This window comes from Idiomarina abyssalis, assembly GCF_019797805.1.
Lineage (GTDB): Bacteria > Pseudomonadota > Gammaproteobacteria > Enterobacterales > Alteromonadaceae > Idiomarina > Idiomarina abyssalis.
In genome coordinates, this window is the sequence record NZ_CP081832.1 from 2,517,371 (window position 1) to 2,537,920 (window position 20,550).

Consider the following 20,550-nt stretch of genomic DNA (forward strand, 5'->3'; position numbering starts at 1 on the left):
GTTAGGCGTTCTTCTGCTTTTCAACCCATTGGTCAACACGACGCTCCAGAATATGCAGCGGCAATGCGCCACCACCCAAAACGGTGTCGTGGAAGCCACGGATATCAAACTTATCGCCCAAGGCCTCTTTGGCTTCTTCACGCAGTTCCAGAATGCGGATCATGCCAATTTTGTAGGCCGTTGCCTGACCCGGCATGACCAGGTAGCGACGAACTTCTGAACGCACAGCGCCTTCAGCAATCGGCGTGTGCTGCTGGAAGTACTTAACCGCTTCCTCTTCAGTCCAACCTTTAGCGTGCATGCCGGTATCCACAACCAAGCGCACGGCACGCCAAATTTCGGTGGTTAAGCGACCAAAGTCAGAGTAAGGGTCTTCATAGGCCCCCATTTCCTTGGCTAACTGTTCTGAATATAAGCCCCAGCCTTCACTGTAAACCGTAAAGCCAGCCTGAGTACGGAATTCTGGTACCGACTCCAGTTCCTGAGCAATAGAAATTTGCATATGGTGACCCGGGTTACCTTCATGATAGGCAATGGCTTCCATTTCATTTTTCGGCATGGAACTCATGTCCGACAAATGCGCATAGTAAATGCCCGGACGCTCACCGTCAGGCGAACCAGGGTAATAATGCTGGGCCGCACCGTCTTGTTCACGGAAAGGCTCAACCCGTTTCACCACCAAGTCGGCTTTTGGCAAAATACCAAAATATTCCGGCAGCTTCTCATTAATGTACGCCAGATATTCGCGCGAGTCTTCCAGATACATTTCCGCGCCTTCGTCGTTGTTCGGATAGAAGAAGCGCTCGTCGGTGCGGATATAATCAAAGAAGTCCTGCAAATCGCCATCAAATTCAACTTTCTCTTTAATCGCGATCATCTCATTGGTCAGGCGTTCGACTTCACTCAGGCCTATCTCATGAATTTCATCAGCGGTTAAGTCAGTCGTCGTGTAGTTGGCCAAACGGGCGTTATAGTAAGCTTCGCCGTTTTCCAGACGATGCACGCCGGTTGCGACTTCGTCGGTATTCTCAATGTCACTTTCCAAAAAGCTGATTAAGGCTTCGTAACTCGGGCGGAAACGCTCCAATAACGCTTTACGTACTTCTTTTTCGTATTTATCGGCTTGTTCGGCGGAGATCGCGTCATTTTCCTGAAGCGTGCTGAGCTTGTTCTTAGCATCTTCAAGCAGGCTTGAGTCACCTTCTTCGTCAAAAGGGGCGCCTGAAGTCAGGCCTTTTGCCTCTTTAATAACCTGCTCATACGCAAACCGCGGAGCACGAACGCCGTTCTCTACTTGTTCTTTCGCGCGCTGCAATAATTGCTCAATGGCCGTTGCACCACCCTTAATACGAGAAATATAAGCCTCCATATCTTCCGCGTCATCAACCCGATGGAAGTTGATTAAAAACTGCGGCAAGAAGGTGTGTGCGCCACGCATTTGGTCAAATACGTAGTCCATGCCACGGAATTCGGCATTACGCTTGGCTTGTTCGTATTGGTAAACCCAAACGTCGTAAGACGTCTGAGCTTCAAGGTTCAGCTTGTCGTAGTCAAAGTTCGCTTTCAGCTCTTCAACGCTATTTTCCAGCCACTGCAGCTGCTTTTTCTCAGCAGCGACGGTCATATCGTCAATGTCACCGTAGCGGTCTTTGCGACCCAGAAAGGTCATTTGAATGGGGCTTTGTTGAAGCTGTTGTTCGTACTTTTCTTCAAACCACTGATTCAGACGCTCAGTTTCTGACTGCGCCGTTTGCTCAACCGCCGTTTGTGAATTTTGTTCAGAATTGTTTTGCTGCGGTTGTCCGCAGGCCGTTAATAAGCCCAAAACAGCCAGGGCGACAATGGAATAACGCATAGCAGTGTCCTTTATTCTTCTTTTGATACAGGAAGAAAAACTATAGCGTGCTTGTTACACTAATGGAAATGCTTAAATTGTAACCGACTGTTTTATGGCGAAACCTAACAAGAAAGGGCCGGTTCGCACCGTGCAGATTTCTTGTCTGCAGTGCAAAACGCCCATATTTAAATATCGCAAGGGTGGCAAAGGCGCTTTGGTAAAATGCTTTATTGAGCGTATTGTTGAAGACCACACTACTAAGCCGTGCCATTGCCCCGGTTGTGGGCAGGAGTTTGCGCGCGAAACTATGATACGTGGCACTCCTGCCTACAAAATTATTGGCGGTAAAGTCCATTCAAAGTAGGAAAACCATGACAACCTCAATAACGGTAAAAACAAAACAGGCGTACCAGCACGCTGCCGAGCAGGCGAGCACATCTCTTTTGCGTCAATCCCAGCCTGGCATGGCGGATGAGCTCAAATTATTGTCTGAACAACTTCAGGGCAATGAGAAAAGAGACGTCTATGGCAGTGGGGCGCTCATTAACGACTTTGAAGACGACGTTGCAAAATTACTGGGCAAGCCAGCCGCTTTGTTTTTACCTACGGGAACTCTGGCGCAGCCACTGGCCCTGCGTATACATGCCGACCAGCGTCAGCGTAATGGCGTGGCATTACACCCAACGTCACACTTGATGTTGCACGAACAAATGGGGTTTGAAGCCTTGTGGCAGCTTAACGGGACCACCACAGGCTTTGCCAATAAACCGATAACACTTAGCGATTTAAAGTCCGTGCAAACACAGGATCTGGCTGCCGTTTTACTGGAACTGCCCATGCGTGAAATTGGGGGGCAATTACCCGACTGGGACGATCTGGTCGCGCAGTCGCAATGGGCGCGCCAGCACAATATAGCCATGCACTTAGACGGAGCCCGGCTCTGGCAGGTACCAACCGCTTATGACTGTTCATTGCCCGAAGTCTGTGAGTTATTTGACTCAGTTTATGTGAGTTTTTATAAGGATTTAGGGGCTATCTCGGGGGCTATTCTGGCGGGTTCAGAAGCCTTCATAGAGCAAGCCAAAATCTGGGCTCGCCGTGCCGGTGGCAATATCATTACCCAGTACCCGCAGGTTTTGTCTGCCCGTTACGGCTTAAGAGAGAATTTACCCATTATGCCGGACGCGGTTAACTACGCCAAAGCACTCGGCGATGCACTCAACGAGTTAGAAATGCTAAAGGTAAATCCGGAAATACCGCAAGCCGCGATGTTTCACCTTCATTTTGCTCTGCCGGCCAATACGCTCGGCGAGAAAATAACAGACTACGCCAGCAATACAGGCGTCATGCTATTACCGCTGCCAAGAGCAGAGATCAATGGTGAAGCTATTTGTGAGATTTCAATTGGAAGAAACGCCATGTCGCAACCACAAAGCTTCTGGCTGCGACATTTTAAGGCGTTTTTAGAAACGCTTTAGGCTTTTAGTGGTGCTCTTTGTGATCACCTTCATGGTGTTTGCTATGCTCGCCTAACACGTGGTTCAGGGTGTCTAAGTAGCTTTTCCCAAAGCCTTTAACACGTTGTTTGTTCATTGCCTCAGAGCCTAAATGCACTTCTTCCAGAGAGTTTGCCGCTACGTCGAGCTCTTTACTTAAACGGGCCAGTGCCACTTCCAGTGTGTAAGTCAGCTCGTGTACTTTCACCATGTCCTGTGAGTCTAAATCGCCATTCACAATTTCCTGTAATTTAGCGTTATATTCCGTCAGGTTCATAATAGCCTGTTCTAAATTTTCAGAAGCCTCAGGCTTAAAATGGTCGTAACGCTGCTCGTCATCATTGTCACTGGCCGTTGCGGTTACATTAAAAAACAGTGCTGCGCCTGCTAGTATCATTGTTAACGCTTTCATAAAAACCTCATTAGTTGTTAATGGTTCTCATTATTGTTCAAATGTCCATTTTTTACAAGCTGAATGAATGCGAACCTGATATTCTTAGCTTGATGTATATCAAGGAGTGACGCAATGTTTTCGTGGTTCGAGCGCCGATTAAACCCTTTCCCTGCGGAGGAACCCACTCAGGCTCCTACCGGCTTTTTTGCTTTCTGCTGGCATTATACGAAAGGTGCGACCCCCTTTCTTGCGGTTACGGCGCTACTTATGGCTGCCATTGCCGTAGCTGAAGTCTGGCTATTTGGCTTTTTAGGGCAGATTGTCGACTGGCTTGCCGCTCAGGACAAAGAGACCTTGTTAAGCGACCAGTTCTGGCCGCTGTTAGGTATGAGCGCTCTGGTTTTGTTAGGCCTTCCTCTGCTGGTCTGGTTCCACTCCTTACTGACCCACCAGACACTGCTTGGCAACTTCCCTATGCGTATCCGCTGGCTGGGCCACCGCTACCTGATGAAGCAGTCCATGAGCTACTACCAGGATGAGTTTGCCGGCCGGGTCGCCACCAAGTTGATGCAAACCTCGCTCGCCCTGCGCCAGTGCATCATGACCTTTATTGAAATAGTGAACTATGTCGTCGTCTATTTTCTGGGGATGTTTGTCATTATTGGCAATGCCGACTGGCGTATGATGCTGCCATTGGCGTGCTGGCTTATTCTTTACGCACTGCTGCTGCGTTTCTTTGTGCCTAAGCTGGGTAAAGTTTCTGCCGAACAGGCTGACGCTCGCTCTAATATGACCGGTCGCATAGTCGACTCTTACACCAATATACAAACCGTTAAGCTGTTTTCGCATTCTCAGCGTGAGGCGGCTTTCGCCCATGACGGTATGGATACCTTTTTAGGCACGGTGCACAAGCAAATGCGCCTGGTCACTCAGCTTTATGGTTTCCTTTATTTTATTAACTGCGCACTGCTGTTCAGCTCGGCCGCTACCGCCATTGTGTTATGGATGGATAATGCCGTCACTCTGGGGGCTGTTGCCGTGGTTATTGGCCTGGTTCTGCGCTTATTTGGTATGTCACAAATGGTCATGTGGCAAATGTCGACCCTGTTTGAAAGTATAGGTACTGTTCAGGACGGAATAGGCTCTATTGCCGTACCTCAACGCATTGTTGATGAACCTGACGCACCGCCTTTAAAAGTAGAATGCGGCGACATAGCCTTCGATCATGTGCGTTTCCATTACGGCAAGGGGCATGGCGTAATGGACGACTTTAATCTGCACATTAAACCCGGTGAGAAAGTCGGCATTGTTGGCCGCTCCGGTGCCGGAAAATCCACTCTGGTGAACTTGTTACTGCGTTTTTATGATGTTGAAGGCGGTGAAGTTCGTATTGATGACCAGGCCATCCATAAAGTGCAGCAGGACAGTTTGCGCGCCAATATTGGTATGGTAACTCAGGACACTTCTTTGCTACACCGTTCAGTGCGTGACAACATTTTGTATGGTCGCCCGGGAGCCAGTGAAGAGGAACTCATGAATGCGGTGCGACGCGCTCATTGCGAAGAATTCATTGCGGACTTAAGTGACAGCAAAGACCGCACCGGCCTGGATGCCCACGTGGGTGAACGTGGCGTGAAACTCTCCGGCGGCCAGCGCCAGCGCATTGCCATAGCCCGCGTCATGCTAAAAGACGCCCCCATTCTGATTCTGGACGAAGCCACTTCGGCACTCGATTCTGAAGTAGAAAATGCCATTCAGGAAAACCTATACCAACTGATGCAGGGCAAAACCGTTATTGCCATTGCTCACCGTTTATCGACTATTGCTGCTATGGATAAGCTGGTGGTTATGGATCAGGGTGAGATTATTGAGCAGGGCAGCCACGAACAGCTGCTTGCCCAGGATGGTCTATACGCTAAGTTGTGGCGTCATCAGTCGGGTGGTTTTTTAGCAAAAGAAGCTTAGTGCTTTAGCTCGTACGCTTCGTCTGATTCGATTTTGGCGAAGCGTACATCCAGTTCCATTAAGCGTTTTTTACCCCGGGCTGTCATGTCAGTAATAAACTGAAACTGCTGTCTGGGGTCTATCGGGTAGGCTTTTAAGCGGTATTTGGTGCCCCAGGGTTGTTCAGCCGCTGTTACCGCTATGGGCTTGCCCAGCTGTAAATACGGGCTGGTCAGAGCCACTTCTTCCAGAGCATCTCGTATTTGATAGGCGTCGGCTTCTGGCTGAGTATAAAATTCAGCAATGCACATTAAACTGGGGCCGCCGTTGTTCGCATTGTGAATAAGGTTATCCCAGAGTTTTAAGTGTGGTACCCAAATAACGGTGTCGTCATTGGTTACTAACTCGACCGTACGCATGCCTATATGGGTAACTTCGCCATAACTACCGTCAACTTCTATCCAGTCACCCGGTCGGTAGGGCATTTCATGAATAGCCACTACTCCGGCAATTAAACTACTCACATAGTCTTTTAATGCAAAACCTATAGCCAGGCCCGCTGCACCCAGTGTTGCCACCATGTTCTGCAACGTTGGCTCAATGATCCGGGGCATGATCATAACCAGAGCAACAACCAATACCAGTATGCGAATCATTGGTACTAAGGCCAAAGTGTACAGTCGGCGCTTACCATGCAGGTGGGAGGCAACCCAAGGTAGAACACGCTGAGTCAGCCAAACTATCGCTAGTGCAAAAACGAAAATCACTGCAATCTCAAAAATCGCAAAGCCGTCCAGCGATTTAAAGAGTCCGGTAACGTCGTCTACTGATCGTGTTTCCATTAATGTCTCCCGTTAAAACCGGTCTAACCAAAAGCCCCTGGAGGCCAACAATTCTCTGACAACCGGGTAACCGCGTGCAGTGACATACCAAAGCTCTTGCTCAAGCTCTATCAAACCTCTCTGATGCAGAACCTGTAGCTGAATTTCAAGCTGACTACCGGAGACGATTGGCAACACTTTAACCAACTGCCCTTTATTCAAACCTCGGTGTAACAGCAGAGCATAACAGACAAAAGCCGTGGCATCGTTAATCTCTGAAGGCATGCTGGGTGTTTCAAAAGGTTTCTCGCTACTGCGCTGGTAACGATCGGAATAGGCAGCAGCCACACCTGCGTTACCACGACTTAACGCCGCTAATGCCCGCAAACGACCATCGCCACGAGCCAAACCAAGCTCCTCCAGCGCCGGTTGATCCAGCCCCTGCAAAGTCCACAATTGGCTTACCGGAACCGGCCAGACTTTTTCAAGAAAAGCCCAGGCCCAGCTGTCACAAACAATAACGCCTTTGCCTGCTTCGCCTGAAAGCACAGTAGAAAAGAATTCACGCACCCACCGCAACCCATTGGTTTGGCGAAGGAAGCCATGCGCTAACTGAGGCATTATCCAGGGCTTATTATCATCGGACTTGGACAAAAATTCAGGCAGAGTAGAATCATCCGGGTCGCAAAGTGATTCTCTGTCGGGCAGGCTCATTTCCCTGAGACTATGCTTCTCAGCCCACTTCTTTACGGCTTCTTCAACACCTGAATGAGGTGGTGCGATTATCCAGCGTAAGCTGTTATCTTCGTCGTCCTCCAGCCAGTCCGAAAAGCACTGTTCCAAAGCATCTGCTGCGTCGTCAAAACTGAGCTCTAGCGCACTCGACTGGTCATCCTCACTTTCTTGCTCTTGTTCAGGGGTTATCCATCGAATAAATTTTCCCCACCATTTTTTTACCTTAATGACGGTAGGAACGGCTGGCTTTTCATATTCATCAACAGTAACCCATTGCCACGTTTTCTTTGGCTCTTCGGCCATTCTAAGGTCCCTTTTCACGGATAAAATAAGTGAGTGCTTAACAACGATAATAGAGTGCCCTGAAGCAGAGTCCAATGAAAAATTTGCAAATAGACTCTTGAAACCAATTTAACCAGTGCACATATAAGAGTTAAGGCCGGTGTCTCTGAGAGAGCCGCCTTAAACCGACACATGGTAACCGACACATGGTGTGTCACTTGTTTATTACAATTAACGTTATTGCTTCTTAGGAGAATGACTATTATGGCAACTATCGACTTAAGCCCTCTATATCGTAGCAGTGTAGGTTTTGACCGTATGGCATCTTTGCTGGATTCGGCACTACGCTCAGATACTGGTGCAACCGGATACCCTCCCTACAACATTGAACTGGTAGCAGAAAACCAGTACGCCATTACCCTGGCGGTTGCAGGTTTTGAAGAGGATGATCTGGAAATTGAAGTAGAGAACGGCGTGCTTCGTGTGACCGGCAAGAAAGCCGAAGAAAACGAAAAACGCGAGTATCTGCACCGCGGCATTGCAAACCGTGCCTTCGAACGTAAGTTCAGCCTGGCTGAGCACATTGAAGTCACAGGCGCAGCCTTAAAGAACGGTCTGTTAACGGTCGGCTTGGTGAAAAACATTCCTGAAGCCATGAAGCCGAAACGCATCAACATTGGCAGCTCGACTAAAGACCTGCTGGAAGATCGTTCCAAAAGTAAGGAAAATGCTGCTTAAACTTAAGCACTGGATGAGGGGCGGCAATTAGCCGCCCTATTTTTCCTGACGTTGCCACTCTACTGGGTGCCCACAGACGAACCCCTGGACATAGTCTACACCCAGCTGAGTGAGCTTAATGCGCGCTTCGTCACTTTCAACGCCTACTGCACACACCTCAATACCAAGCACTTTAGCGATACGAACACAGCTAGCTACCAGTTCTGCATCAACAGCGTCCACCAGCATGTCCTGCACCCAAAAGCGATTGACCTTAATTTGCGTTAACGGCAGCTGCCGCATTAAACGAAATGAATTAAAGCCCGTTCCGAACTGATCCAGCGCTGTACCAACCCCCAGCCCCTGAAGCTCTTTGAACAGACGGTAGGTTTCATCAAAATACTTGTCGGCATCGGGCTCAGCCACTTCAAACATTAATTGTTCCGGTTGCAGCACCGACTGCTTAAGAATTTGCTCAAGAAAACGAATGAAGTCGACGTCCTCCAGACTTTGCGCCGACAAATTTATGTGGCAACGCCAGGTTCTGTTTGCCTGAAACGGTTGTTCGTTAAAGTGCTCAATAACTTCGCGAACTAGCCAGCGGTCGGCTTTACCCATCACACCCGCCCGCAATGCTGATCTCAGAAACTGTTGCGGTGCAATGGCTTCATCAGAGCCTGAGCCGGGTAGCCTCAGCAATACCTCGAAACAGTGTTTGTCTTCGCTTTTAGACGCACTGATAAGCGGCTGCGAAAACAATTGCCAGTCTTCTTCCCTTAAAGCCTTTTTCAACCGAGTTTCCCATTCCGCCTCGGCCTGGCCTATTAAACGTTTCTGATCGGCTTCACTGTAGGAATGCACCCGGTAGTCACCTTGCTGCATAGCAAGCTGAACGGCCTCACGCGCTTGTCGCATTAACGTACTGGCTGCAACGTCCTCATCTGCGCTGTAGGAAATACCGGCGTGTGCAGTAAGCTGAAATATGCGCTTATCACTGCTGAAACGGAACTCACGGCAAAACTGAAGCAAACGATGAGCCTGTGCAAACGCGGCTTGCTCATCCTCACGGCTTAACAAGGCAATTTCCGTTTCACTAATACGGGCAACCCGTGCACTTTTCGGAGCTTTTTGCTGAAGCGACAAGGTCAACTGCAATATAGCCTGATCACGCCCGTCGGAGCCCGCTTGGTCAGCGATAATCTGCAAGCCTGTGAGGCGAATAATAGTCACACTTGAAGTCTTTTTCTTATCCAGCCTGTCTTGTAATAAACGCCGAAATTCCCGCACGTTGAGCAGCCCGGTAACGGCGTCGTGATGCGCCAGGAAATTCAAATGAACTTCCGCTTCCATGCGTTTAGTAACATCTGCTATACGCCCGGTATTATCAGTGAAAAGCTCGATATCCAGCCACACTTTTCGACCATCAAGACGTTCAATAGAAACCAATTGCCGCTGACCATCAATATTAAACCCGTTAGGCCAGTTGGCCCGAATTTGTTCTTCGGAGTGCGCCGCGAGAATTCTCATCATTTGCCGGTTAACCTGCTTAATACTGCCGTCAGAATTCATCTGAAACCAACCTTCCCCGGTTCGTTTCAACAGCCGCCATAACCTGCGCCGCAAGGCTTTTCGGTTTTGCTTTAAATGGCTAATACGTTGCATTAAACGGCTGAGACGGTAACGCTCTAATGCCAGTAAAAACATAATAGTGACCAGCGTCAGACCACTATACAAAAGAAGCCCTGAAAGCCCTTCCCAAATTGGATTATAACGAGGAGAGACTAATAACCAGGCGGATAATACGGTGAGTACCATTAGTGCGGTTTGCCAGCGATGCCCTGACACAGGCTGTTTCTGCAAACTGCGCCCAACGACAACACCGCCCCAGAGTAGTAGTGCGTTAATTTCCCAGGAAATAAGCGCCAACTGCCAAGGCTCCGGAAGCCACGGCAATAAAATGGTCATAGCGATAGCAATTAACATTACCGAGTAACCAATTCGGTTAAACCTCGATAGCTTGAAACGAAAACGCGACCACTCCCAGATAAACCAACTGAGTGCAACAATCAGTAGCTGGCTAATGTAGCCTTTCAAAACTGCCGCTATGTCCGGCGAGTATGGCGTAAAATAGGTGATCCAGACACCGCTATGCAGCAGCAGTGACAACGTAAAGGCTAGTGTTAGTGTGCCAAACGCAATTAACAGACGACTACCAAATAACCTCGCCGAGGTGGCTGCAGCCAGAGCTAATAAAATTAGGATACCAGCATTAACACCCAGCGCAGTTTGTTGTTGCTGCAGGCGCAGCTGCAAGTCTCCGGGTTGCCATAAGCTTACGGAAGGCATTTGCTCTGGCCATTGCTGAACCGATACGGCCAGCCAGACAATTTCGTTTGCAGGTATGGTAACGGGCAGCACCTGCTCGTGCGATAAATACTCTCGCTGTAAAATTGGCGTCGAAAAACGACTGATGCTTTGGCTTGTTATTTGGCCTTCTTTATCCAGTAAGTAGACACCAACTTTTTCCAAATAAGGATCGCCGAACTTAAGATGAAAAGTCAGGGGGGCATTACTGCGGTTAAACAGAGGGATAACGCCCCAGACATTTGGTCGCTCACCGGCGTAATTATGGTCCTGCAGTTGTGAAGGGCTGAGCCATCGCTGGGGTTCATTCACCGCTATATTTTCAACATTTAAACTCTTATCCACAACACGATAGTTCAGATATTCATTCAGCATGAGTCTGGAAGTTTGCGGAGAAACGGTAAGCGGCTCCTGAGCAGCCGCAGACTGGCTTAACCCTAAAGCGAATAATAACCCGACCAACCAATATCTAAACATAGCCATGCTCCGCCAATTTCGCTTGTACCGCAGGCTGCGGCTCTTCCAATGCCTGCAGCCAGGTGGCATCGCAAATTTCAGAGTAAAACAATAACCAGTGGCGCTGGTTTATACTTAAGCGCCAGCAAAACTGATCTGCCGCTTGTTCTCTTTCACGAACAGTGGCTCCAATACGCTCACAAAGCTCATCAACCCAAAGCTCAAGCTCGGCTTCCGGTGGTGTACTTTTTAACGTAATGACATTGTCTTCCATTGCTGTTTATTACCCGTTAAATAATTGTCGCTCGCTGGCTCCGGACAGAAAGGCTTCCACGGCGTGCATAAAGTCATCACCATAACGTGCCAGTTTCACTTCCCCAACGCCATTGATTTCTAACATATCTTTGGCTGTTGTGGGATAGTGCACACACATTTCAACTAATGCTGCATCGCTAAAGACAACGAATGGTGGCACTTGGTCACGGTCGGCAATGTCTTTACGTAATTTACGTAAACGCCGGAACAATATTTTATTATAGTCGCCACGGTCGGTAATACGGGTTTTGGTAGCGGTTAATTCGATTCTCGGCTTGGCCAGTTCCAACGGAACTTCACCCTTTAACACCGGACGCGCTGCGTCAGTAAGCTGAAGCGCCGCAAAACGGCGTATATCCTGCAGAATAAGTCCTCGATGAATCAGCTGTCGTAAGACTGAAAACCAATGCTCCTGTGTTTCCGATTTGCCCAGGCCATAGGTACTAAGTTGGTCGTGTCCGAGCTCGATAACCCGTTGCGCTTTTGAGCCGCGTAAAACCTCAACCACATGGTTAATACCAAACTGTTGGCCTACCCGGTACACGCAGCTCAGCGCCTTTTGGGCATCTTCCAGACCGTCATAGCGTTGCGGCGGATCCAGGCACAAGTCACAGTTTCCACATTCTTTATCCGAGTATTCATTAAAATAATTCAGCACCACCAGGCGTCGACAGGTCTGGGCTTCTGCCATGGCTTGCATTGCTGAAAACTTTTGCGCCTCAACCAGGCGTCGCTGCTCATTTTCCTGCTCTTCTATCATCCGCCGTATCCACTGCGCGTCGCGCGGGTCATAAAGCATAAGCGCTTCTGCCGGCAGGCCGTCGCGACCGGCACGCCCGGTTTCCTGATAATAAGACTCCACGCTGCGTGGAATATCAAAATGAATGACAAAACGAATGTTCGGCTTATTAATACCCATGCCAAAGGCCACTGTTGCCACAACAACGTCTATGTCGTCACGCAGAAACTGCCGCAGGGTACTTTCCTTTATCTGATGCTCAATACCGGCGTGGTAGGGCGCAGCGCGCACGCCAGCTTGTTGAAGACTTTCAGACAGCTCTTCGGTTTTCTTGCGGCTACCGCAATAAATAATACCGGCGGCGCCTTTTTGCTTTTTAACGTAGTCACGAACCTGCTTCAGCGGCTTGTACTTTTCCTGTACCACGTAACGAATGTTGGGGCGGTCAAATGAACTGCGGTGCACCAAAGGTTCGCGCAAACACAGTCGTTCAATAATGTCGTGCTGGGTTGCAGAGTCGGCAGTTGCCGTTAATGCCATAAAAGGCACATTGGGCAGGTAATTACGCAGTACTCCGAGTTTGCCGTATTCAGGCCGGAAGTCGTGCCCCCACTGGCTGATACAGTGCGCTTCGTCCACCGCAATAAAATTGAGCTTTAATGACTGCAGCCGCTCAATAAAGGAGGGCTGCAAAACTCGCTCAGGGCTTACGTACAACAGCTTAATGTCACCGCTCTGTAGCCCTTGCATTGTTGCCATGGATTCTTGTGATGTTACCCCCGAATGCAGCGTTGCCGCTGAAATATCTAATGCCTTAAGTGCCTCGACCTGGTCCTGCATTAATGACAGCAACGGCGAAATAACCAGAGTAAGGCCGTCACCACAAATGGCCGGCAACTGGTAACAAAGCGACTTGCCGCCACCGGTTGGCATCAGTACCAGCGAGTCACGCCCCTGCATAGCGGCCTGCATAATATCCTGCTGACCATCGCGAAACTGATGGTAGCCAAAGGTAGACTCAAGCTGCTGCTGAAGCGGATCAAACTGCGTTTTTTCGGCGGTACTGCTGTGCATGGTTATATTGACTTCCCGAGTAACATGCTCTTATTGTAAGCGTCCTGTTCGTTAATCACCATGCCGAAAATGAATACACAAACAATACTGACAAAAGTTTCCGAGTTTATGAACACTCAGGTTCCGTTCCAGGCACTGCTTGGCCTGGAAATTACGGAATTTAACCCTGCCCGTGGTGAAATTCGATTTAAATGGCAAGACCAGCTTATGGGCAATGTACCACAGCGTATGTTGCACGGCGGGGTTACGGCTACGGCGCTGGATACCGCCGGAGGACTGGTCGCTATTGCCGGCATGGTCGACAGACTGGAGTCACCTTCTGAAGCTTATTTAATGGAGCGGCTGAGCCGTTGTGGTACTATTGACCTTCGGGTTGATTACCTCCGTCCGGGCCGTGGCACTGAGTTTATTGCCAGCGCAACCATTATCCGCTCAGGCAACAAAGTGGCGGTAGCGCGGATGGAATTGCACAACGAAGAAGGCACGCACATAGCGTTTGGAACCGGTACTTACCTGGTCGGCTAACGCAGATTAAATAAGGATTCCCACTATGTCCGATGACGCAGTTCGGGCGCGGCATGGCGTTTTTTTCGCACTTGCTGCCTACACCTTTTGGGGCATTGCACCGGTTTATTTCAAACTGGTAAAGCAGGTGCCTGCGTTCGAGATACTCTCCCACCGTATTATTTGGGCGTTTTTAATGGTGTTTGTGCTGATCGTTGCCATGAAGCGGCTGGATCGCATTCGTCCTATTCTGAAAAGCCGCAAACTGGTACTGCGTCTGACTCTTGCCACTTGCTTACTGGGCGGCAACTGGTTTTTGTTTATTTGGGCGGTAAACACCGACCATATGCTGGACGCCAGCCTGGGCTACTACATTAACCCACTATTGAACGTAGCTATTGGTATGGCCTTTTTCGCCGAGCGTATGCGTCGGTTACAGTTAATTGCCATTGGTATGGCGGTGGTAGGGGTTTCTATTCAGGTTATTACCTTTGGCTCTGTGCCCTGGGTTGCCCTGGCTTTAGCCTCTAGCTTTGCCATTTATGGTGCCATTCGCAAACGTCTGCCGGTCGATTCCATTTGCGGGCTGTGGCTCGAAACGGCTATTTTGCTGCCGGTTATGCTGATTTACCTATTTGGCTTCGCACAGTCAGCCAGCAGTGACTTAACCGCTAACCCGTGGACCTTAAATCTGCTTTTAGTAGCGGCCGGGCTGGTAACAACTATTCCACTGCTGTGTTTTACGGCGGCAGCACAACGCTTACGTTATGCGACACTGGGCTTTTTCCAGTATATTGCGCCAACATTAATGTTCATATTAGCGGTGGCGGTTTACGGTGAGCCTTTAGAAGAAAGTAAGCTGGTTACCTTCATTATTATTTGGAGTGCGCTGGCACTGTACAGTTTCGATTCAATAATACAGCGCCAGCGGGATCGTAAGGCGAAGAAGCGATTAGCTTCAGCTGAGGCTGGCATCCATTGAGATGTCAGCGTTCAACACCTTACTGACCGGACAGCCGTCTTTCGCTTTTTCTGCCAGTTTCTGGAATTTGCTTTCGTCAATATCCGGAATGCTGGCTTTAACGGTTAAGTGAATTTTCGCAATGCTGAAGCCATCACCGTCTTCCTCTAAGGAGACTTCGGCTTTGGCGTCAATACTGTCCGGCTCATAGCCAGATTCTCCCAGCATTAACGAAAACGCCATGGCGTAGCAGCCTGCGTGCGCAGCACCAAGAAGCTCTTCAGGGTTAGTGCCCTTGCCGTCTTCAAACCGACTCTTAAATGAGTATTGGGTACTGTCTAAAACACCACTTGGCGTTGAAACAACACCTGAACCTTCTTTAATACTGCCTTTCCACTGTGCATTTGCAGAGCGTTTCATAAAATGCCTCCGACATAGTATGTATGTACTTTAAACATAGTCGAAGAACGCATTTTTTGATCACTACTTTACACTTCAGAAGACGGGATCCAGGCGCGCATACGAAACAACCAGCCACTTACTGCCGACGTTATCGAAATTGATCTGGACTCTGGATTGCGGCCCGGTGCCTTCGTAGTTCAATACCGTACCCTCGCCAAATTTCGGGTGGCGTACACGTTGCCCAAGTGAGTACCCGGTCTGCTCAAAGGCCTCATGGCTGGCTGCGTTATTAAATCGGCTATAACTACTGGGCTTTTCAACTTTGGTTTGTATGCGCACTTCGTGCAGCGTGTCCGGCGGAATTTCGCTTATAAAGCGGCTGACTTTGTGAAACAATTCCTGACCATAAATACGGCGCTGCTCAGCGTAAGTAAGCACTAACTTTTGCATGGCGCGGGTCATTCCCACGTAGCAAAGTCGCCGCTCCTCTTCCAACCTTCCTGGTTCATCCATAGACTGCTGGGACGGAAACAAGCCTTCCTCCACGCCGGTCATAAATACCAACGGAAATTCCAGACCCTTGGCACTGTGTAACGTCATTAGCTGCACCGCGTCCTGATATTCATCGGCCTGCTCTTCACCAGCCTCAAGAGCTGCGTGCGCCAGAAAAGCGTTCAAAGGGGTCATGTCCTCTTCGGCGTCATCCAGGGTAAAGTTCTCGCAAGCCGTAACCAGCTCTTTTAAGTTTTCTACCCGGGTTTCCGCTTTTTCGCCTTTTTCGGCTTCGTACATGGCCATAAGGCCGCTCTTCTTAATGACTTCGTCGCTCAGGCGACCTAACGAAAACTCTTCGGTTTCGTCGTCCAGAGCTTCCATAAAATCGAGAAAAGAGCCAACCGCATTGCGCGCACGACCGGCCAGCTGCTTTTCATTCACCATGTACTTTGAAGCCTGCCATAAAGACTCGCCACGTTCGCGGGCGGCCTGACGGATCATTTCCAGAGTTCGGTTTCCGATACCCCGGGTTGGTGTGTTGATCACTCGTTCAATAGCGGCGTCATCGTCCCGATTACCCAGAATTCGCAAATAGGCGAGTGCATCTTTAATTTCCTGACGGTCGAAGAAACGTAAACCGCCATAAATACGATAGGGAATACGTGCGTGCAGCAAAGCTTCCTCTAAAATACGCGATTGTGCGTTACTTCGGTACAAAAGAGCCGCGTCTTGCAGCGAACCGCCCTGATCTCTCCATTCTTCAATGCGGGCAACAATGTACCGGGCTTCATCCATTTCATTGAAACCGGCATAAAGGCTAATGGGCTCGCCATCGTTACCGTCAGTCCATAAGTCCTTACCCAGCCGCCCAGAGTTATTGGAAATAACCGAGTTTGCTGCGCGCAATATGGTGCTGGTTGAACGATAGTTTTGCTCCAGACGAATGGTTTCTGCGCCTTCAAAGTCGGATAAAAACTGATGGATGTTTTCAACTTTAGCACCACGCCAACCGTAAATGGACTGATCATCGTCACCCACAATAGTCACGCTGTTTCTTTCGCCAGCCAGTAAACGCACCCAGGCATATTGTATGGAGTTGGTATCCTGGAACTCGTCCACCAGAATATGCCGGAAACGGTTTTGGTAATGCTCGCGGACAATCCGGTTATTGCGCAATAATTCGTGTGCCCGTAATAACAACTCCGCAAAGTCGACCAGACCAGCCCGATCACAGCTTTCCTGATACAAAGTATAGATTTCTTTTAGGGTTTGCTCTGTCGGGTCGTAAGTTTCAATGTGCTGCGGGCGCAAACCTTCGTCTTTTTTACCGTTGATGTACCACTGCGCCTGCTTTGCCGGCCAACGTTTGTCGTCCAGGTTTAAACTTTTAATTAAGCGTTTAATCAGCCGATGTTGGTCATCGCTGTCGAGGATCTGAAAGTTCTGGGGCAACCCGACATCCATGTAGTGCGCGCGCAAAAGGCGGTGCGCCAGACCATGGAAGGTACCAATCCACATACCGCGCACTGAGCTGCCAACCAGTTGCTCAACACGACCACGCATTTCCGCCGCTGCTTTATTGGTAAAGGTAACCGCCAGCACACTAAAAGGCGAATACTGCCGCTCCTGAATAAGCCAGGCGATGCGGTGCACTAACACACGGGTTTTGCCACTACCGGCTCCCGCCAGAACCAGCATATGCCCGTCTGTTGCAGACACGGCTTGTTGCTGTCGTTCATTTAAATCTGCCAGAAGCGGGTGTGTACTCATCTGCGGTCACCTAAGTCATTATTGGGAACTGTGTTGCGTTAATGCGCCAGTGTAATAGCGCATCACTGTATAAGCAACCAGTAGTTAATCAGACGCTTTAGTCCAGCAGAAGTTGCTGAAGCTGACTCAGATTATGCAAAGTAACCGTTGGTAATACCGACAAATGTTCTGAGGTTCCCAGCCCGGAGGTTAGCCAGGCCGACTGCCAGCCATGACGCTGCGCACCAAGAACATCGGAATAAGGATGATCACCCACGTGTAAAAACTCATGCGGCTGCAAATTAGGCAATTCACGTTGCGCCGCCGCAAACATATCGGGCAAAGGTTTACCCCGAATGCCGTCTCCTGGCTGAATCACCTGATCAAAGTATTTCGCCAAGCCTATTTTTCCGGCATCGACATTACCATTGCTAAGCGCTATCAGTTTGTAATGCTGCGATAATGCTTCAAGTAACTCAAAACTGTTGTATGGCACCTGAAAATTACTACGCTCAGACAAAAACACATCCATTATGGTGTTTGCGGCCTTTGATACGTCACCAATACCGAACTTTTTTAACCCTAACTCCAGTGTTTTCAGTCGAAGCTTGGTCATATCGCTGGCCAGAGCTTGATCGGTTCGGCTGACTTCGTCACGAAAACGACGCCAGTGGTGCATATCCCACTCAGCGGTTTGCGGAAATTGTTCTGTAATGTAGTTATGCACCGCTTTCTCTGCGCGCTGCATAACCGGCACGTTGTCGTACAGTGTGTCGTCTAAATCAAAACTAATGACTTTGGGCAAATACCAACGGCGATGAAACTGCATAACGCATTACTCTCATTGAGTTGAATTTAGGTCGATTTTTTCCGGGCACGCGGGTGAGCGCTGTCATAAACACTGGCTAAACGCTTAAAATCTAAATGTGTATACACCTGAGTTGTGGATAAGTTAGCGTGCCCTAACATTTCCTGCACAGCACGCAGGTCACCACTGGATTCCAGCATGTGAGAAGCAAATGAATGCCGCAGTTTATGCGGATGCAAGTCACCCACTACACCTTGCTGCTTACCCCAGTAATTCAGCCGCTGCTGCACAGTACGCGGACTAATACGCTGCAGCCTTTTACTGACAAATAGCGCCAGCTCGGGCTTTTCGTTAAGCCAGGATTGACGGACTGACAACCATTTCTTTAAGGCTTTTTCTGCGCAGCGGCCAAAGGGCACAATGCGCGTTTTGCTGCCTTTACCCGTTACCCTTAATTGCATCATACGGTGATCAATGTCATCTCGATCAAGGCTGACCAGCTCCGCCAGACGAATACCACTGGCATACAGCAGCTCCATCATGGCGGCATCGCGAATCGCCAGGTCATCATCTGTGGGTAAGTCCAGTAAATGGGAAATACTGTCCACATCGAGGTTTTTGGGTAAGCGTTTGGGGATCTTCGGAGCTGATACCGACATGGCGGGGTTATCATCCATAGCGTTAGATTCCACCATGAACTGGCAAAATGTCCGCCACGCCGATAGTTTTAAAGCAATACTGCGCTCACCCAGACCATTGCGGCGCCAGCCAACTAAAAGCCGCTCAATAACAGGCACACGCAGTGCTTTAGGTTCAGTTATTTTTTGCAGTTCAAGAGCAGCCAGGTCAGCGGCAATAAGACGCTGATAGTTCTTCAGCGTCAGCTCTGCTAACCCTCGCTCTCCCTGCAGTTGTTGCATCCATTTTTGCTGCCAGTCATGCAGCTTCATGGTTTTTCAGTAGCCCCGGTAACAATGCACTTAGCAGAGCCTGTAGCTGATTGATCAATAATTTGTCCATTGCCGGCTCAAAGTGGCTGGCATTGGTATTGCCAACCGCAAGCATACCCAACTCACCGTTGTCGCCCAGCAGCAGTAAAGCAACTGAGGCTATGTCTTCGTCCTGGAACAACAGCTTATGCTCCTGCTCGGTTAAACGCCCAAGATAAATAGAGCTGTCATTAAAGCGCTTGCTCAACAGCTTTTTGTGAGTGTCGGAAGCAAAGCTGTATTGCTCATCCAGCTCCACAGGGCTGTCAAAGAACTTGAGTGACAAAGCCGGCATTTCCAGTTCATTTTCAAAGGTGTTTTCTAACTCTTCCAGTACCTGAGTCAGACTTTGGCAACGCAGAAGGCGAACATACAAGTTACTGTAAGCAGAAAAAATAGCCTCGTTACGACGTGCGTTAATCATCAACTCGGTAATTTCTTCTTCCAGTTGATTCACGCGCAAACGCAGCTTCTGTTGCTGACGCTCTATTAACGACACCGCTCCTTTTTCACTGTGCTGAAACTGCAGTTGAGTCAGCAGATCATCGTTTCGCGTGAAAAAGTCAGGGTTCTCTTGTAAGTATTCTCTGATAAGGCTGTCGTCCAGCCGTTCATTTGCCATTATGTTCGATTCGCTACTCATAACACCATTTGTCCATCGTAAATCAATTCTGCGGGGCCGGTCATTTTAACCGGATGCCCTTGTTGCCAGCGAATAAGCAAATCTCCACCCGGCAAGCTGACTTTTACTCGTTCGTTCAGTAAACCTTGTTGAATGCCCGCGACAGCTGCAGCGCAGGCGCCACTGCCACAGGCCATGGTCTCACCGACTCCACGCTCAAATACGCGCAGTTTTATTTCATCCGCGGATATTTTCTGCATGAAACCTACATTCACACTTTCCGGAAAGCGCTCATGCGCAGCTAAGTCAGCGCCAAGAGTCTGCACTGGTGCCGTATCGACGTTATCCACTGCAATAACACAATGCGGATTGCCTAACCCCAAAACGCCGCACAGAACGGTTTCATCTTTTACTCGTAAAACGTAAGTCTGTTCCGCTTTTTGCGCTTTGAAAGGCACCGCCGCCGGTTCGAATAAGGGCTCGCCCATATCCACCGTTACTTGTCCGTCCTTTTCTAAATGCAAAACCATTTTGCCCGCTTTGGTGCTGACCTTAAGATGGTTTTTATTGCTTAAGCCTTTGGCTTTGACAAACTTTGCGAAACAACGGGCACCGTTACCACATTGCGCAACTTCGCTGCCGTCTGCGTTAAAAATGCGATAATGGAAGTCCAGGTCGGGGTCATAGGGTGGTTCAACCAGCAGCATTTGGTCAAAGCCAATGCCTGTGTGCCGGTCTGCCCAACGACGAATTTGGTCCGGATTCACATATAAATTCTGGGTGACATTATCCACCACCATAAAGTCGTTGCCGAGCCCGTGCATTTTTGAAAAATGTAATAACATT

General features: G+C 49.2%; 19 protein-coding genes. 6 read left to right on the forward strand and 13 right to left on the reverse strand.

Annotated elements, in window-relative coordinates:
- Position 1: 1 nt before the first annotated feature.
- Positions 2-1,855 carry a DUF885 domain-containing protein gene (locus tag K5X84_RS12085; protein WP_222236011.1) on the reverse strand — a complete coding sequence of 618 codons (1,854 nt, stop codon included), beginning with the start codon at positions 1,853-1,855 and terminating at the stop codon, positions 2-4.
- A 94-nt stretch (positions 1,856-1,949) separates the two neighbouring features.
- On the opposite strand from K5X84_RS12085, the gene K5X84_RS12090 reads away from it, so the two are divergent.
- Together K5X84_RS12090 and K5X84_RS12095 are read left to right on the forward strand one after the other, a co-directional pair.
- A complete protein-coding gene (locus tag K5X84_RS12090) occupies positions 1,950-2,201 on the forward strand; it encodes a hypothetical protein (RefSeq protein ID WP_053953456.1) in 252 nt (83 codons plus the stop codon).
- A 7-nt stretch (positions 2,202-2,208) separates the two neighbouring features.
- The gene (locus K5X84_RS12095) at positions 2,209-3,315 is read left to right on the forward strand and encodes a threonine aldolase family protein (RefSeq protein WP_222236012.1); all 1,107 of its coding nucleotides are present in this window, start codon (positions 2,209-2,211) and stop codon (positions 3,313-3,315) included.
- 4 nt (positions 3,316-3,319) lie between these two features.
- Here K5X84_RS12095 and K5X84_RS12100 read toward each other — a convergent pair whose 3' ends face one another.
- Entirely contained in the window at positions 3,320-3,745 is a 426-nt protein-coding gene (locus K5X84_RS12100; protein WP_222236013.1) for a DUF6746 family protein, read from the reverse strand.
- Between the two features lie 114 nt (positions 3,746-3,859).
- Here K5X84_RS12100 and K5X84_RS12105 point away from each other — a divergent pair, with 114 nt between their 5' ends.
- Complete coding sequence (locus K5X84_RS12105) at positions 3,860-5,692, forward strand: ABC transporter ATP-binding protein (RefSeq protein ID WP_222236014.1); 1,833 nt, start codon at positions 3,860-3,862, stop codon at positions 5,690-5,692.
- Here K5X84_RS12105 and K5X84_RS12110 read toward each other — a convergent pair.
- Both K5X84_RS12110 and K5X84_RS12115 read right to left on the reverse strand, forming a co-directional pair.
- The gene (locus K5X84_RS12110) at positions 5,689-6,513 is read right to left on the reverse strand and encodes a mechanosensitive ion channel family protein (protein ID WP_222236015.1); all 825 of its coding nucleotides are present in this window, start codon (positions 6,511-6,513) and stop codon (positions 5,689-5,691) included. The genes K5X84_RS12105 and K5X84_RS12110 overlap by 4 nt on opposite strands.
- Positions 6,514-6,525: 12 nt before the next feature.
- Entirely contained in the window at positions 6,526-7,530 is a 1,005-nt protein-coding gene (locus K5X84_RS12115) for a hypothetical protein (protein ID WP_222236016.1), read from the reverse strand.
- A 243-nt stretch (positions 7,531-7,773) separates the two neighbouring features.
- Here K5X84_RS12115 and K5X84_RS12120 point away from each other — a divergent pair, with 243 nt between their 5' ends.
- Positions 7,774-8,247: an Hsp20 family protein gene (locus K5X84_RS12120; protein ID WP_199494850.1), complete on the forward strand. Its 474-nt coding sequence runs from the start codon at positions 7,774-7,776 to the stop codon at positions 8,245-8,247.
- Positions 8,248-8,283: 36 nt separating this feature from the next.
- Here the strand turns inward: K5X84_RS12120 and K5X84_RS12125 are convergent, their stop codons facing one another.
- From K5X84_RS12125 to recQ, 3 genes are read right to left on the reverse strand one after another with little or no spacing between them, the layout of a single operon-like run.
- Entirely contained in the window at positions 8,284-11,067 is a 2,784-nt protein-coding gene (locus K5X84_RS12125; protein ID WP_222236018.1) for an EAL domain-containing protein, read from the reverse strand.
- Positions 11,060-11,320, reverse strand: coding sequence for a DUF3630 family protein (locus tag K5X84_RS12130; RefSeq protein WP_054490475.1), 261 nt, complete (start codon positions 11,318-11,320; stop codon positions 11,060-11,062). Before K5X84_RS12130 ends, K5X84_RS12125 begins: the two co-directional genes overlap by 8 nt.
- A 9-nt stretch (positions 11,321-11,329) precedes the next feature.
- Positions 11,330-13,174, reverse strand: a complete 1,845-nt coding sequence (recQ, locus tag K5X84_RS12135) for a DNA helicase RecQ (protein WP_222236019.1) — start codon at positions 13,172-13,174, stop codon at positions 11,330-11,332.
- Positions 13,175-13,234: 60 nt separating this feature from the next.
- On the opposite strand from recQ, the gene K5X84_RS12140 reads away from it, so the two are divergent.
- Both K5X84_RS12140 and rarD read left to right on the forward strand, forming a co-directional pair.
- Complete coding sequence (locus tag K5X84_RS12140; protein WP_054490478.1) at positions 13,235-13,699, forward strand: thioesterase family protein; 465 nt, start codon at positions 13,235-13,237, stop codon at positions 13,697-13,699.
- Positions 13,700-13,724: 25 nt separating this feature from the next.
- Positions 13,725-14,660, forward strand: a complete 936-nt coding sequence (gene rarD, locus K5X84_RS12145) for an EamA family transporter RarD (RefSeq protein WP_222236021.1) — start codon at positions 13,725-13,727, stop codon at positions 14,658-14,660.
- Here the strand turns inward: rarD and K5X84_RS12150 are convergent.
- From K5X84_RS12150 to dapF, 6 genes are all read right to left on the reverse strand, one after another.
- Complete coding sequence (locus tag K5X84_RS12150) at positions 14,637-15,059, reverse strand: OsmC family protein (RefSeq protein ID WP_054490482.1); 423 nt, start codon at positions 15,057-15,059, stop codon at positions 14,637-14,639. The genes rarD and K5X84_RS12150 overlap by 24 nt on opposite strands.
- 75 nt (positions 15,060-15,134) lie before the next feature.
- Positions 15,135-17,306, reverse strand: a complete 2,172-nt coding sequence (gene uvrD / locus K5X84_RS12155; RefSeq protein ID WP_222236022.1) for a DNA helicase II — start codon at positions 17,304-17,306, stop codon at positions 15,135-15,137.
- A gap of 97 nt (positions 17,307-17,403) precedes the next feature.
- Positions 17,404-18,114: an HAD-IA family hydrolase gene (locus K5X84_RS12160; RefSeq protein ID WP_199494856.1), complete on the reverse strand. Its 711-nt coding sequence runs from the start codon at positions 18,112-18,114 to the stop codon at positions 17,404-17,406.
- Between the two features lie 26 nt (positions 18,115-18,140).
- On the reverse strand, positions 18,141-19,043 hold the full coding sequence (locus K5X84_RS12165; protein ID WP_199494857.1) for a tyrosine recombinase XerC: 903 nt from the start codon (positions 19,041-19,043) through the stop codon (positions 18,141-18,143).
- Complete coding sequence (locus tag K5X84_RS12170) at positions 19,030-19,725, reverse strand: DUF484 family protein (protein ID WP_054490489.1); 696 nt, start codon at positions 19,723-19,725, stop codon at positions 19,030-19,032. Before K5X84_RS12170 ends, K5X84_RS12165 begins: the two co-directional genes overlap by 14 nt.
- Positions 19,722-20,549, reverse strand: a complete 828-nt coding sequence (gene dapF / locus K5X84_RS12175; protein ID WP_054490491.1) for a diaminopimelate epimerase — start codon at positions 20,547-20,549, stop codon at positions 19,722-19,724. Before dapF ends, K5X84_RS12170 begins: the two co-directional genes overlap by 4 nt.
- Position 20,550 lies beyond the last annotated feature (1 nt).

Bases quoted from the DNA above. Each gene is read 5' to 3' on its own strand.
- K5X84_RS12085 (WP_222236011.1), bottom strand. From the start codon at position 1,855: ATGCGTTATTCCATTGTCGCCCTGGCTGTTTTGGGCTTATTAACGGCC.
- K5X84_RS12090 (WP_053953456.1), top strand. From the start codon at position 1,950: ATGGCGAAACCTAACAAGAAAGGGCCGGTTCGCACCGTGCAGATTTCT.
- K5X84_RS12095 (WP_222236012.1), top strand. From the start codon at position 2,209: ATGACAACCTCAATAACGGTAAAAACAAAACAGGCGTACCAGCACGCT.
- K5X84_RS12100 (WP_222236013.1), bottom strand. From the start codon at position 3,745: ATGAAAGCGTTAACAATGATACTAGCAGGCGCAGCACTGTTTTTTAAT.
- K5X84_RS12105 (WP_222236014.1), top strand. From the start codon at position 3,860: ATGTTTTCGTGGTTCGAGCGCCGATTAAACCCTTTCCCTGCGGAGGAA.
- K5X84_RS12110 (WP_222236015.1), bottom strand. From the start codon at position 6,513: ATGGAAACACGATCAGTAGACGACGTTACCGGACTCTTTAAATCGCTG.
- K5X84_RS12115 (WP_222236016.1), bottom strand. From the start codon at position 7,530: ATGGCCGAAGAGCCAAAGAAAACGTGGCAATGGGTTACTGTTGATGAA.
- K5X84_RS12120 (WP_199494850.1), top strand. From the start codon at position 7,774: ATGGCAACTATCGACTTAAGCCCTCTATATCGTAGCAGTGTAGGTTTT.
- K5X84_RS12125 (WP_222236018.1), bottom strand. From the start codon at position 11,067: ATGTTTAGATATTGGTTGGTCGGGTTATTATTCGCTTTAGGGTTAAGC.
- K5X84_RS12130 (WP_054490475.1), bottom strand. From the start codon at position 11,320: ATGGAAGACAATGTCATTACGTTAAAAAGTACACCACCGGAAGCCGAG.
- recQ (WP_222236019.1), bottom strand. From the start codon at position 13,174: ATGCACAGCAGTACCGCCGAAAAAACGCAGTTTGATCCGCTTCAGCAG.
- K5X84_RS12140 (WP_054490478.1), top strand. From the start codon at position 13,235: ATGCCGAAAATGAATACACAAACAATACTGACAAAAGTTTCCGAGTTT.
- rarD (WP_222236021.1), top strand. From the start codon at position 13,725: ATGTCCGATGACGCAGTTCGGGCGCGGCATGGCGTTTTTTTCGCACTT.
- K5X84_RS12150 (WP_054490482.1), bottom strand. From the start codon at position 15,059: ATGAAACGCTCTGCAAATGCACAGTGGAAAGGCAGTATTAAAGAAGGT.
- uvrD (WP_222236022.1), bottom strand. From the start codon at position 17,306: ATGAGTACACACCCGCTTCTGGCAGATTTAAATGAACGACAGCAACAA.
- K5X84_RS12160 (WP_199494856.1), bottom strand. From the start codon at position 18,114: ATGCAGTTTCATCGCCGTTGGTATTTGCCCAAAGTCATTAGTTTTGAT.
- K5X84_RS12165 (WP_199494857.1), bottom strand. From the start codon at position 19,043: ATGAAGCTGCATGACTGGCAGCAAAAATGGATGCAACAACTGCAGGGA.
- K5X84_RS12170 (WP_054490489.1), bottom strand. From the start codon at position 19,725: ATGAGTAGCGAATCGAACATAATGGCAAATGAACGGCTGGACGACAGC.
- dapF (WP_054490491.1), bottom strand. From the start codon at position 20,549: ATGTTATTACATTTTTCAAAAATGCACGGGCTCGGCAACGACTTTATG.